The organism is Sulfuricurvum kujiense DSM 16994, from assembly GCF_000183725.1.
Classification (GTDB): Bacteria; Campylobacterota; Campylobacteria; order Campylobacterales; family Sulfurimonadaceae; genus Sulfuricurvum; species Sulfuricurvum kujiense.
On record NC_014755.1, the window covers coordinates 1 to 12,034 of the forward strand.

The following is a 12,034-nucleotide window of genomic DNA, read 5'->3' on the forward strand; positions in this document are numbered from 1 at the left end:
TTTGGATTGCAACCGATATTCGTAACTGCTAAACTTTTACGAACCATCCAACAAGGGGAGACCATGAGTTTTATACACGAAGAGGATCTATCGGTTGCAGATACGGAAGTGTTCGCCATTATACAAAATGAGTTTGAGCGACAATCAACCCATTTGGAAATGATCGCCAGTGAGAACTTTACCTCTCCCGCCGTTATGGAGGCGATGGGGAGTATATTTACCAATAAATACGCTGAGGGGTATCCGAACAAACGATACTACGGAGGATGTCAATTTGCCGATCAAGTAGAGCAACTGGCGAAAGATCGACTCTGTAAAATTTTCGGATGTGACTATGCAAACGTACAGCCCCATTCAGGAAGTCAAGCCAACGGGGCGGTTTATGCCGCGTTATTGCAAGCAGGCGATAAGATATTGGGGATGGATTTGCGTCACGGTGGACATTTGACGCACGGTGCAAAACCCAGTTTTTCAGGAAAAAACTACCACTCTTTTACGTATGGTGTGGAAGCAGATGGAAGAATGGATTATGAAAAGATAGCTCAGATCGCGGAAATTGTAAAACCTAAAATCATCGTATGCGGTGCAAGTGCCTATACGCGGGAAATCGATTTTAAAAAGTTCCGAACCATAGCGGAGCGTGTTGGTGCGATACTCTTTGCCGATATTGCCCATATTGCCGGATTGGTCGCGGCGGGTGAGCATATGAACCCGTTTCCCTACGCCGATGTCGTCACCTCTACAACCCATAAAACACTCAGAGGTCCTCGCGGCGGGGTGATTATGACCAATAACGAAGAGATAGCCAAAAAAATCGACAGTGCTATTTTTCCCGGAATACAAGGTGGTCCTCTGGTGCATGTCATCGCCGCAAAAGCGGTGGCGTTTGGAGAGGTTTTACACCCCTCATGGAAAGAGTATGCCAAAGCGGTTAAAAGCAACGCAAAACTTTTAGGGGAGATTATGAACCAAAGAGGGTTTCAGCTCATCAGCGGAGGAACCGATAATCATATGATTCTCATATCGTTGATGGACAAAGAGTTTTCAGGTGAAGAGGCAAGTGTGGCGTTGGAAAATGCCGGTATCACCGTCAATAAAAATTCGATCCCCTCCGATCCCCGCCCTGCTTCGTCTACCTCAGGTATACGCATAGGAAGTGCCGCATTAACGACACTGGGAATGAAAGAAAAAGAGTTTACCCTGATCGCGCATAGAATCAGCGATGTTTTAGATGACATACAAAACATCCCTCTTCAAATGGAGATTAAAGCGGAGCTCGAAACTCTTTTGAAGGGTTTTAGAGTCTATAATTATGCAACCTATTAAAGGCGATTCATGCAAGAGCTCGAAATATTAAACCAAAATTATCATCTCATTGCCAAAGCCATCACCTATATCGACACCCATTTCAAAAATCAGCCCTCTATCGATGAAATCGCTAAAAATATCGGTATGAGTAAATACCATTTTATGCGGGTGTTTAAAGAGTATGTCGGAGTAACCCCCAAACAATTTCTCCACTCCGTAACACTAAACTATGCCAAAGAGCATATCAAAGAGTCTAAATCTCTGTTGGACAGTACGCTGGATATCGGATTATCCAGTTCCAGCAGACTTCATGAACTTTTTGTCAATCTCATCGGGGTTACCCCAAAAGAGTGGAAAGAAAAAGGAAAAGACGTCACCATCACCTACGGTTTCGGGCTCACCCCCTTCGGTGAAGCACTGATCGCCTACACGGACAAAGGGGTCTGTTATTTAGGGTTTATCGATAAAAACAAAGAGGCTATTTTTAAACGATTTAATGAACTGTGGGAAAATGCAAACCTGCAACACGATGATGAAAAAGCGCAAACCTATTTGGAAAATATTTTTATCAAAAACAAAAAATACAACCTCATGGTCAAAGGGACAAACCTCCAAATCAATGTATGGAAAGCCCTCATCAATCTCCCAGATGGTGCAGTAACAACCTATCAAGATATCGCCAATACTATCGATAATCCCAAAGCGGTGCGCGCGGTAGCCAGTGCAATCGGTGAAAACCATATCGGCTATCTCATCCCCTGTCACCGTGTCATCGCCAAAAGTGGTGCTATGAGTGGGTATCGGTGGGGGATTGAGCGCAAAAAGATCCTCATCGCCTATGAGTCAGTCTCAAAAGAGACACCTCTCACGTACCGAACGGCAACCACCGAGGATATCCCAAGTCTCTGTCGCCTACTAGATCAGCTCTTCTCACAAGAAGCGGAGTTTACACCTGATAGTGCGAATCAGACAAAGGCATTGAAAAAAATCATCGACGATGAGAATATCGGTGAGATATACGTTGCATCCAAAGAGGGCGAGATTGTGGGGATGGCAAACCTGCTCTACACCGTGTCGACGGCATTGGGAGGAACGGTAGCCATTCTCGAAGATATGGTTATCGACGAGAATCACCGAGGAGAGGATATCGGCTCATTCTTACTCGAATACGTCCTCACAATCAGCAAAGAAAAGGGGATTCAGCGCCTTACCCTCCTCACCGATGGAGACAATATCGCGGCTCACCGCTTTTACGAGGGCATGGGATTTGAAAAGTCCTCCATGATTCCGTTACGAATTCAACTCTAACCGAAATAACACAGGAGCGTATTATGACGATTTGGCAACATGTACCGTTTGAAAACGAAGCGGCAATCGGCGAGTGGGCACGTATGAAGGGAATCACTTACCGCATCATCCGATGTTGGGAAAACGAACCCTTGGAAGCGGATGATTTACTGGTGGTATTGGGCGGATCGATGAGTGCGTATGATGATATAGGTTTCATTAAAAACGAAATCGAATTTTTACGTAAACGGATTGAATCAGGAGGCAAAATTTTCGGTATCTGTTTGGGCGCGCAATTGTTGGCAAGCGCGATGGGATCACGGGTCTATTCTTCCGGAACGCGCGAGGCAGGATGGAGAAGTATCGACCTCATGCCTCATCCGCTCACCGATTCACTGGATAAGACCCAATGCGTCTTTCATTGGCATGGAGATACGTTTGATCTACCAAACGATACCGTCCGTATTGCACGAAATGATGCTTTTGAGAATCAGGCGTTTGCCACGGTGGATGGACGGATCATCGCTACTCAATTTCATTTTGAGACGACAGCGGAGAGTATGGGGAAACTTTTAGATGCCGATGGTGAGTATCTTCAATCTGACTCTGTGTTTGTTGCCGATACCGATACGATCCAATCTGAAGCGCATCACATCCCTACAGCCAATAAAACGCTGTTTGAGCTGTTGGATCGATGGAATCAAACCCTCAGTTAAAGTGTTAGCAGAAATTATTTTAAGAAAATCCGCGTAAAATGTTTAAAATATATCAATATGTAATATTCTGGTTGGATGTTTCTGATAGTAGGATATTTTGAACCTCCGATTATCTTGTGGATTTCTATCAAAATGGTACATTTTTGGTATGAATAAACAATTAGGCTTCACTTGGAAAATCGTATGACTCACAGGTACATCCTAGATACCAATGTTCTTATTCAGTACCCCGAGGTCTTCGCTAAAGTCGGTGAGCAAATTAAGCTTGTGCTTCCTGAAGCTGTATTAGCTGAAATCTCCCATGCTCCCAGTACTGGAAGATGGGAAGGGCTTCAAACCCTAGTCGAAGAAGCAATTTCTCGTGGTGTCGAAGTGATGCAATCCCCCCACGAAGTTAAGCTAAATATACAATCAATGGATCGTGCTGCTCAACGCCTGAGCGGGGCTGACATTGATATAGCTCGAATTGCTATTGACCTCACTAACCGATTTGGAAAGACAGCAGTAAGTGTTGTTACGGCTGATAAGGCACTAATTCAATTTCTCGAATCCAGAAATATCGAGGCATTTGGAGCGCAACAGTTCATCGCGAATACAAGTTCGCAAAAAGCCAATCAAGTGTTACAGGAATCAGCTGGAAGATTAGCTTCATCTCAAAGTCGTTTCGCAGTTACCAGCTTTGCTATGGGTATCGTTGCCTCGCTAGTTAGTAACATGCTTTTTTCTTACCGCAACCAGTTACTTTCTACTATTCCAGTTTGGGGAACCATACTGGCGCTTCCTTTAATCGGTATAGGGCTGTATTGGTATCGCGAGCGTTACAGATTGTCTTATGGTGTATTTGAGTTCTGTGTAGGTGTACTAATGGGGTACTACATCTTTCTGCCTGACTTCGACTACTCGAAATTGGGTGCAACTCATGCCATTCAGATACTTGGTAGTCTCTATGTAATGGTTCGAGGAATGGATAATATTGGCAAAGGCATAGAAGGCACCAAGTTCGGTGCGTACTGGAAGCAGATTTTTTCATGATCTGTAACTTAAAAACCAGCAAGTGGCTTATGATTGTTCAATTTAAACGTTAAGCGTACAAGAAAAGAATGGAAAAACAAAAAATTTGTGCATATTGCAAAGAAGAGAAAAAATTAACAAAAGAACATTTATGGCCTAATTCTTTACATAAAAGAATTTATGCCGCTAACGAACAAAACGAAAATTATTTTTGGCTATCAAGACTACAACGTACTATTCCCAATGAACCAACAATAAAAGACGTCTGTGCTCATTGTAATAATGTTACATTATCAATATTAGATGCGTATATCTGCAATTTATTTGATAGGGAGTTTATTAATATTATTAAATTCAATGAAAAAATTTCTTTTGAATATGATTACCATCTATTAAAGCGTTGGCTGTTAAAAATGAGCTACAACTCAGCAAGAATTCATAGTGCTCATGATGAAAAAGCGCTAGAACTCATGTTACCCTATATTTTAGGAGAAGATGATAACTTAGGTCGTTCTGTTCAACTCTTTGCTCTACTTACATATCCAGAGGAAGTCAAAAAAAGAGAGATTGATAAAACCATTACTTCGGATGAAACAATAATTATTGAGCCGAAAATCCATAGAGTAGGTCACATTCTTTTTAAAGTTCCAAATATTGGTCAAAAAATACTTCGTGTGGTACATCTGCGTTCTTTTTCATTCTTGTTGGCATTTTGGCCATCAGCGGGAGGCAAAGCAGAACAAAATGATTTTGAATCCATCATCACAAGTAAAATGAATGGATTAAAATTACTGCGTGCTAATAAAAAAAATATTACATTGGAATGTGTTGGAATAGGTGCTTGGATGTCTTTAAAAGATGCAAGAAGTCAATTTGAGTTTAGTAATAAACAATAATTGTGGCACTCTTTCCCTCATTCTCAATATCCTCGTTGGGAATGCGTGAACATACACACGCCCAATCTTCAGCTTGAGAGTGAAATATTCCATTTTTAGAAGTATGGAACTCACTGTATTAACAATAATGCGCCACCGCTTTCACCACTTTCCAATTCTCATCGAAAAAGAAAACCTCTACCGCCTTTTTATCCAAAATTGACGTATACGTGAGGGCGATCGAATCCGCCCCGACAAATACACTATCCAGTACGAAATGCAGATCACTGAATTTCTCCAACGCCGCCGCCCAATAAGCACCTACCGCTTCTTTGCCTCTGAGCGTCCCACCCGATTCAAGGCTGAACGCGATGATAAACGGCGAACTCATCTCGAAATCATCGCTGTAATGCGATAGTACCGCTTCCAAATCATGACTATTCCACGCCTCGACCCACTCATGGGCGAAGCGCTCTGCAAACACTGTATCGATCATTTATTTTCCTTTCACTGCTTTAACTCTCAACCTGACATAATCAACATGCCAACCGTCGTTTTCATCGTACAACTTCGGTTTCGTAATCCTACTAACCTCTTCTTTAAACACACTAAACTCTTCGCGACTCAAATGAGCCGTTACCCCATTGGCAAAAAGATCAAGCCAGTTGGCAATATCATCCACTGGGGTTGGTCGTGGGATTAATTCGATGTATTCTACTCTAAAACCGCACGACTCCAAGAGTGTACGATATTCTTTAATACTCGGGAAGTACCACGGGTCTTCAAACACTCCAAATTCAGGATGATTTTTAAACACCTCTTTCATTGCATCGACGGCTGTTTTACAATTACCTTCCCCTCCAAACTCTGCGACAAATCTTCCATTAGGCTTCAATGCTTCATAAATGTTTCTAACGGCGGTTTCACTCTCTTTTACCCAGTGAAGCACCGCATTGGAAAAGACCGCATCAAATCGGTTTTTAAACTCCAACTCTGTAACACTCATTACCGTTGCATCAATCCCTTTTGCACGTGAATTTTTTACCATCTCGTGACTCAAATCGACACCCGTTACTTTCGCACCGCTCTTTTGGATTTCAAGTGCCAACGTCCCCTCTCCGCATCCCAAATCCAATATTACCTCTCCCTCTATCGGAGCAAGCAAGTCAACGACGGGCAATGCTAAGGTTGAGACAAACGACGCATGTTTATTGTATTCCTGTGCATTCCAACTGTTTTCATGACGTTTCATCATCCCCTCATAAATCCCTAGCACCTCGTCACTGCTGATTTCACCGCCTCGTTTTTGCGAAATACGTTTTACCTCGTCGGCAAGTTTCGTCTGCATATCGTTGGGGACATCGATACCGTATATCTCTTTTAACACATACGCCACTCCCCCTTTGCCCGATTGGGAGTTGATACGGATAGAGTCTTTATACTCTCTGCCAATGTCACGCGGATCGATCGCCAAATAAGGCACTTCCCATGTGGGGCTGTTTTGCTCTCTGTGGTGTTCCATCCCTTTTTTGATCGCGTCTTGGTGGGTACCTGAAAATGCGGTATAGATCATCGAACCCACATACGGATGACGCTCGGCTACGCTCATACCCGTGATGCTCGTGATACGGCTTAATATCGCATCGACCTTTTCAACTCTCAAACACGGATCGATGCCCTGCGAAAAATAGTTGAACGCCAACGTGATCAAATCAACATTCCCTGCCCGCTCGCCATTTCCAAGAATCGTCCCCTCCACTCTCTGTGCTCCTGCCAATACCGCCAACTCCGAACTTGCTACTGCACATCCTCGGTCATTGTGCGGATGGACGCTGATGATGACGCTCTCACGATTTTTTATATGCTTGGACATCCACTCGATACGATCGGCATAGATGTTCGGTGAACATGCTTCCAAAGTATTGGGAAGATTCAAAATCATTGGATGCTCCCGCGTCGGTTCCCACGCTGTAATCACTGCATTGGAGATATCGCGGGCGAAATCCAACTCGGTCTGTGAAAAGCTCTCCGGTGAATACTCGAATACTACTTCTCCGCCAAAGTCCTGTGCTTCACGTTTGATACACTCTACCCCCTCTAACGCCAACGCAATGATCTGCTCACGACTGCGGCGAAAGACGACACTGCGCTGATTGGCGGCGGTCGGATTGTACAAATGGATATTGATCCGCTTAGCTCCGCGTAATGCCTCAAAACTACGAACGATATGACACTCTATCGAGGGGACAAGGACACCGATAGTGACATCCTCAGGGATTAACCCCTCCTCTATTAAGCGACGGCAGAAATCAAACTCAGTCTGTGATGCGCTGGGATAAGCGACCTCGATCTCTTTAAACCCAAATTCAACCAACGCTTTAAAATAAGCAACCTTTTGCTCTATACCCATAGGGTTTGCTAACGCTTGATTCCCGTCGCGTAAATCGGTACTGACCCAACGCGGGGCAACTGTGGCAGATTTATCCGCCCACTCTCGTTTATCCAATGTGACCGTTGGATACGGTGTGTATTTTGTATGCGTGTGCATAGAGATATCCTCATATAGTTAACAATAAAAAAATGCTGACATATGGACGCATTACGCCCGATATAGCAAAACTAAAAATGTAAAAAAGAAACGGAAAAAAAGGAAATTACAGGAGTGGCAGCAGGAGGAGAGAGAAGCTCACGATACGGTTGTCCGTAATGGGTTGTGAAATAGGCATAGTATGACTTTTCATGGTCTCTCCTTTGTATGTATTGTTGAAATTGTATCTGTAAATAATTGAGAATGCAACCCTGTTGTATTCGAATGGATCTTTTTTTAATGGTTATCAAAATATTTGCCGATATATCTCTAACTCCAAAAGGAGGATAACTAATGGATCCAATCAATTCACAAGGTGGAATGGGACCGCAGATGTACGCTTTGAAAAAAGCGATCGATTCGCAAGATCAAGGAATTATGAAATTGCTTGAGAGTGTCCCTGTTCCTCAAGATTCCAATGCATCACTAGCTGCTGAGCTGACCGGTATAGGTCAAAATCTCGACATCAAGGCTTGATTTTAGCATTCAGCTAAGCTCAAGCCATCTTGATGCTATACTGATTGCATGAAAGACATTTACGATAACACCCATTTTAGAATCTCTCACAACGGCGAAGAGATCGATTTTACCATTGACACCCTACCCTCTTATCCACCCTTCGATGCACCCTTTGCCATTCTCACCGCATGGAATCCAAACAATCAACCACTAAGTCTTGAGGAAAATACGGCTCGTAACGAAGAGCTCTTTGAGAAGCTTTTAGAGTACGGATATCCGTTTGATGAAGCGCTTGGGTATTTGGACGATCACAGTGAAGAGAGTTATTGCATCTATGAGATCCCATTTGAAGAGGCAATTGAATTAGCCAAAGCAGAGGAGCAATACGCGATCTTTTTTTCCTCCGCTACGCAAGTCGGTTATTATGAGTGTGAAACAGGAGTGGCAATTACCGAAAGAGCGTTAGAAAAATAGCCTTTTAACGCCCTGCCCTATTCCAAGATATTCGCCCATACGGTGCGCAGTTTTTGGGTGTAATAGATCAAGGCATCTTCACGACCTAGCCGTTTGGGTTTCTCTTTAATGTGCAAGGTGGTGCGAAACTCTCCGTCAATCATACGAATACTCATAATCTCATCCATGACACACTCGCCATAGGTGCGCCCTTTGGCCGCTTCGGTTTTAATTTGGGGATGAAGTTGTAATTCTTCTATCTCTTCCATAGGTCGTTCTCACCTTAGTCTCGAAGGCTATCGGGGAGATTACGATCACGTTTGAGCGCATCGATGGCGGCATCGACGGCGCGTTTAAGTTTTAGTGCCGCTTCGAGTCCTTGGCGGTCTTTGGTGATTTCGAGAGTGCCTTCTACTCTGATGGTATGGGTACCGTTTTGAATAAGGAGATTGCCGGTAGTGAATCCATCCGTATCGTTTTCATACGCCATAAAAGGTTGCTGCATGGTGTTCCTCTCTTATGGATGTTTCATTAGCGCAATGATAACACACCTCTAAGGCTCAGAAAAGATTTATTGCAAGACAGAGTTGTTTATTATTCGTTCATCGCTCTAAGGATGCTAAAAAACGCTCTGGGACCATACATACGATCTTCCAATGATCGTATAGGCTCTAAAATCTCAGTTGGTTTGGAGAGAATGATGTAAAACCTTGCCTGAACCGGATTGTGACGGATGATAGTTACCACCGCTCTCCCTTCATACAGCCTCTCGAATTTTAATTTGGCTTCCCTCATCTGCATATCATGCGATTGCTGCCGATGAAAGTGCTGATAGATCACCAGATGATTTACACACTCAAGAGTAAAGAATGACTCGATCTCTACATAGGTGGCGTATTTTCCCTGTTTAAGAGTGGAAAGTTTAGAGATGGAAGAGGGTTCAATACCATTATCGGGATCAATACAGACAACATTGCTAGGTTTGGATCGAATAAATTCTATGGCACGTTCCATCCATTGACTCCGGTAACCTTCCCCATCTCCTAGAATACTCTCGGTGAAATAATGGCCGTTCTCTAAAACACACAGTTCTTCAAACAAGTCGATATGACGACAGTCTCGTTGATGGATTTTGTGGAAGAGTTCAGACATCTGCGGATCTAGCGAGTGACAGTGGCGGTAGAGGTTGCTATTGCCCTCTACAACCTTATGACTTCCGTCATTGTTGTGGGTCTCATCAGGATAGAGATACCAGATGGTAGCAATAGATTCTGTGGGGAAAAGGTGTTTGAGGAGGAGAAACTTTCCGAAGTCTCCCATATCACCGCTATATCGATTTTGCAAAGGTCAACTCTTTGGGGGTTGGTTTGGAACACAGCAATCGTTTATTCCCAAAATAGACCCTGCGATAATGGCTGGACTGAGACGGTATTTATGGCCGTATTCGATATCGGAGTGTTTTTCCTCTGCTATGGCTTGGGCATCGCCTTCGCAGTATCCCCCCAGTTCACACAAGGTTTCAATCACTTCGGTACGAAAATCATTTAGCGAGTTCATCATGGATACCCCCTACTCTATGCATCCAAATGCGAGGTTGGTGATGTGGTACTCTTTGGTGTGTTTACTGCGACTACCGAACAGTTTTTTAAATAGACGTCTTATCATGCGTATCGCTCTAGCAAAGGGTGTTCCCTCTCTTCAAGAAGGACATGATCGTAGATAAAGGCAATGCTCTCTTCCATCACACTCGATACCCTTTGTACAAAGGGGTTATTGGATGGTGAGATTTGCTCTACAATCATATCGACGACACTTTGCCCCCCTACCCTCGCCCTGGCGTTGTGCAACCTTCCAAAGAGACGCATCAGTTCTCTGTGGGCATGGATGGAGGCAATGTCTTCTTCGCTCTTTTGCTTTTTAAAGGCATAGCGGGTGTACTTAAAGTAATGCAAGAAGAACAATGCTGCCAATTCATTTGTTTCAAGGTACTTTTTCATAATCACCAGTCTATGACGTTTTGCAATAAATCGTCCATATTGTGGCAAATTGAAATATCCTTCGCACTATGATAATCCATTTAGATCTCGATACTTTCTTTTGTTCCTGCGAGCGGGTGATGAATCCCTCCTTGATCGGCAAGAAGATTGCCGTGGGAGGACGGGGTGATCCGTTTATCTTTGATCGTAAACCCTCGCATGCCAAAAAGCTCGTTGCTCTTAATTCCGGTGCGTTTGTCCCCTCACTCTTTCATAGCGAGCATGATCACTCTAAGTATTTCCGTGAGGGTGAGAAAATACGGGGGATCGTTACCACTGCAAGCTATGAGGCACGCCAATTTGGTGTGAAAACGGGAATGACTATTTATGAAGCATTACAGAAGTGTCCAGATATCACCCTCCTCCCTCCCAATCATCTGCTCTATCACACGATGAGTCATGAGCTGATGGAATATCTGCATACTCTTGTGCCTGTTATGGAGCAATACAGCATTGATGAGATATTTGGAGATCTTCGAGGATGGATAGAAGATAATGAGACGGATGATTTTATCAAACAGCTTCAAAGCGATATCACCATGAAGTTCAAACTCCCCGTCTCTATAGGGGCGAGTCCGGCGAAATGGATTGCGAAACTTGCTACCGGTACTGCAAAGCCTTATGGAACCAAAGTGGTGTACAAAGAGGATATTAGAGCATTCGTGAACGATATCGCTATCGATGAGTTCCCCGGAGTAGGCAGAGCGTTTTCCAAAAAGATGCAGAAGTATGGGATCAGGACAATAGGACAGGCTTGGGATTCTCCTCATCTCTTTGCTTCCTGGGGACGACAGGGGAGAGATCTTTATGCCAGACTCACGGGTGAAGATCATGAGAGTGTACAGGCGTCACGAAGTCGTAAAGGTATTGGAATATCCAGAAGTATGGATCATCCGATCAAAGAACGTGATGAACTCTTCCGACGGATACACATCATGGTGAGGCACTGGAGCCATACGATCATGAAACTCGGAGTCAATCCGACAACGTTTCATTTCTCGCTCGGATATGAGAACTGGGGAAGTTCGAAGAAACAATACACTATCTATCGCCTCTTTAACGAGAAGTTTATTCAAGAGTTCGCTTATGATAAGTTCAAAGAGCTTGATCTCTATCCCCATATTGCGGTTAAGTATATTGGAATGAGTGCCAGTAAGTTTATTCACCACGATCCCAAAACACTCGATATGCTTGAATATGAAGACGATACCAAGATGCGTCGTCTTACCGATGCATTAACGAAGATACGGGATAAGTATGGGATGGATATTGTGAGAGGGGGAGGGGAGTTGTAAATACTTC

The 12,034-nt window shown here is 43.7% G+C and carries 15 protein-coding genes; 8 read left to right on the forward strand and 7 right to left on the reverse strand.

Features of this window, described 5'->3' with window-relative positions; translation table 11 throughout:
- The first annotated feature begins 63 nt into the window (after positions 1-63).
- The 5 genes from SULKU_RS13440 to SULKU_RS13460 all read left to right on the forward strand — a co-directional run bounded on the left by SULKU_RS13440 (position 64) and on the right by SULKU_RS13460 (position 5,218).
- Positions 64-1,326: a serine hydroxymethyltransferase gene (locus SULKU_RS13440; RefSeq protein WP_013449931.1), complete on the forward strand. Its 1,263-nt coding sequence runs from the start codon at positions 64-66 to the stop codon at positions 1,324-1,326.
- Between the two features lie 9 nt (positions 1,327-1,335).
- Positions 1,336-2,616 carry a GNAT family N-acetyltransferase gene (locus tag SULKU_RS15070; RefSeq protein ID WP_013449932.1) on the forward strand — a complete coding sequence of 427 codons (1,281 nt, stop codon included), beginning with the start codon at positions 1,336-1,338 and terminating at the stop codon, positions 2,614-2,616.
- A gap of 23 nt (positions 2,617-2,639) precedes the next feature.
- On the forward strand, positions 2,640-3,311 hold the full coding sequence (locus tag SULKU_RS13450) for a type 1 glutamine amidotransferase (protein WP_013449933.1): 672 nt from the start codon (positions 2,640-2,642) through the stop codon (positions 3,309-3,311).
- A gap of 171 nt (positions 3,312-3,482) precedes the next feature.
- Positions 3,483-4,343, forward strand: coding sequence for a PIN domain-containing protein (locus tag SULKU_RS13455; protein ID WP_151174363.1), 861 nt, complete (start codon positions 3,483-3,485; stop codon positions 4,341-4,343).
- A 68-nt stretch (positions 4,344-4,411) separates the two neighbouring features.
- Positions 4,412-5,218 (forward strand): hypothetical protein, encoded by an 807-nt coding sequence (locus tag SULKU_RS13460; RefSeq protein WP_013449935.1) that lies wholly within the window; start codon positions 4,412-4,414, stop codon positions 5,216-5,218.
- A 118-nt stretch (positions 5,219-5,336) separates the two neighbouring features.
- On the opposite strand, the gene SULKU_RS13465 is transcribed toward SULKU_RS13460, so the two are convergent.
- Together SULKU_RS13465 and SULKU_RS13470 are read right to left on the reverse strand one after the other, a co-directional pair.
- A complete protein-coding gene (locus SULKU_RS13465; RefSeq protein WP_013449936.1) occupies positions 5,337-5,693 on the reverse strand; it encodes a nuclear transport factor 2 family protein in 357 nt (118 codons plus the stop codon).
- On the reverse strand, positions 5,694-7,745 hold the full coding sequence (locus tag SULKU_RS13470) for a 2-isopropylmalate synthase (protein WP_013449937.1): 2,052 nt from the start codon (positions 7,743-7,745) through the stop codon (positions 5,694-5,696). It abuts the gene before it with no gap.
- A gap of 333 nt (positions 7,746-8,078) precedes the next feature.
- On the opposite strand from SULKU_RS13470, the gene SULKU_RS13475 reads away from it, so the two are divergent.
- Both SULKU_RS13475 and SULKU_RS13480 read left to right on the forward strand, forming a co-directional pair.
- Entirely contained in the window at positions 8,079-8,261 is a 183-nt protein-coding gene (locus SULKU_RS13475; protein ID WP_013449938.1) for a hypothetical protein, read from the forward strand.
- Positions 8,262-8,309: 48 nt separating this feature from the next.
- A complete protein-coding gene (locus SULKU_RS13480; RefSeq protein WP_013449939.1) occupies positions 8,310-8,717 on the forward strand; it encodes a DUF3293 domain-containing protein in 408 nt (135 codons plus the stop codon).
- A gap of 17 nt (positions 8,718-8,734) precedes the next feature.
- Here the strand turns inward: SULKU_RS13480 and SULKU_RS13485 are convergent, their stop codons facing one another.
- The 5 genes from SULKU_RS13485 to SULKU_RS13505 all read right to left on the reverse strand — a co-directional run bounded on the left by SULKU_RS13485 (position 8,735) and on the right by SULKU_RS13505 (position 10,693).
- Complete coding sequence (locus SULKU_RS13485) at positions 8,735-8,965, reverse strand: hypothetical protein (RefSeq protein ID WP_013449940.1); 231 nt, start codon at positions 8,963-8,965, stop codon at positions 8,735-8,737.
- A gap of 14 nt (positions 8,966-8,979) precedes the next feature.
- Positions 8,980-9,201: a hypothetical protein gene (locus SULKU_RS13490; protein ID WP_013449941.1), complete on the reverse strand. Its 222-nt coding sequence runs from the start codon at positions 9,199-9,201 to the stop codon at positions 8,980-8,982.
- Between the two features lie 89 nt (positions 9,202-9,290).
- Entirely contained in the window at positions 9,291-10,040 is a 750-nt protein-coding gene (locus tag SULKU_RS13495) for a hypothetical protein (protein ID WP_041667263.1), read from the reverse strand.
- 3 nt (positions 10,041-10,043) lie between these two features.
- On the reverse strand, positions 10,044-10,256 hold the full coding sequence (locus tag SULKU_RS13500) for a hypothetical protein (RefSeq protein WP_013449943.1): 213 nt from the start codon (positions 10,254-10,256) through the stop codon (positions 10,044-10,046).
- A 101-nt stretch (positions 10,257-10,357) separates the two neighbouring features.
- A complete protein-coding gene (locus SULKU_RS13505; protein ID WP_245535190.1) occupies positions 10,358-10,693 on the reverse strand; it encodes a hypothetical protein in 336 nt (111 codons plus the stop codon).
- 68 nt (positions 10,694-10,761) lie between these two features.
- Here SULKU_RS13505 and SULKU_RS13510 point away from each other — a divergent pair, with 68 nt between their 5' ends.
- Positions 10,762-12,027, forward strand: a complete 1,266-nt coding sequence (locus SULKU_RS13510) for a DNA polymerase Y family protein (protein ID WP_041667264.1) — start codon at positions 10,762-10,764, stop codon at positions 12,025-12,027.
- Positions 12,028-12,034 lie beyond the last annotated feature (7 nt).

Bases quoted from the DNA above. Each gene is read 5' to 3' on its own strand.
- SULKU_RS13440 (WP_013449931.1), top strand. From the start codon at position 64: ATGAGTTTTATACACGAAGAGGATCTATCGGTTGCAGATACGGAAGTG.
- SULKU_RS15070 (WP_013449932.1), top strand. From the start codon at position 1,336: ATGCAAGAGCTCGAAATATTAAACCAAAATTATCATCTCATTGCCAAA.
- SULKU_RS13450 (WP_013449933.1), top strand. From the start codon at position 2,640: ATGACGATTTGGCAACATGTACCGTTTGAAAACGAAGCGGCAATCGGC.
- SULKU_RS13460 (WP_013449935.1), top strand. From the start codon at position 4,412: ATGGAAAAACAAAAAATTTGTGCATATTGCAAAGAAGAGAAAAAATTA.
- SULKU_RS13465 (WP_013449936.1), bottom strand. From the start codon at position 5,693: ATGATCGATACAGTGTTTGCAGAGCGCTTCGCCCATGAGTGGGTCGAG.
- SULKU_RS13470 (WP_013449937.1), bottom strand. From the start codon at position 7,745: ATGCACACGCATACAAAATACACACCGTATCCAACGGTCACATTGGAT.
- SULKU_RS13475 (WP_013449938.1), top strand. From the start codon at position 8,079: ATGGATCCAATCAATTCACAAGGTGGAATGGGACCGCAGATGTACGCT.
- SULKU_RS13480 (WP_013449939.1), top strand. From the start codon at position 8,310: ATGAAAGACATTTACGATAACACCCATTTTAGAATCTCTCACAACGGC.
- SULKU_RS13485 (WP_013449940.1), bottom strand. From the start codon at position 8,965: ATGGAAGAGATAGAAGAATTACAACTTCATCCCCAAATTAAAACCGAA.
- SULKU_RS13490 (WP_013449941.1), bottom strand. From the start codon at position 9,201: ATGCAGCAACCTTTTATGGCGTATGAAAACGATACGGATGGATTCACT.
- SULKU_RS13500 (WP_013449943.1), bottom strand. From the start codon at position 10,256: ATGATGAACTCGCTAAATGATTTTCGTACCGAAGTGATTGAAACCTTG.
- SULKU_RS13505 (WP_245535190.1), bottom strand. From the start codon at position 10,693: ATGAAAAAGTACCTTGAAACAAATGAATTGGCAGCATTGTTCTTCTTG.
- SULKU_RS13510 (WP_041667264.1), top strand. From the start codon at position 10,762: ATGATAATCCATTTAGATCTCGATACTTTCTTTTGTTCCTGCGAGCGG.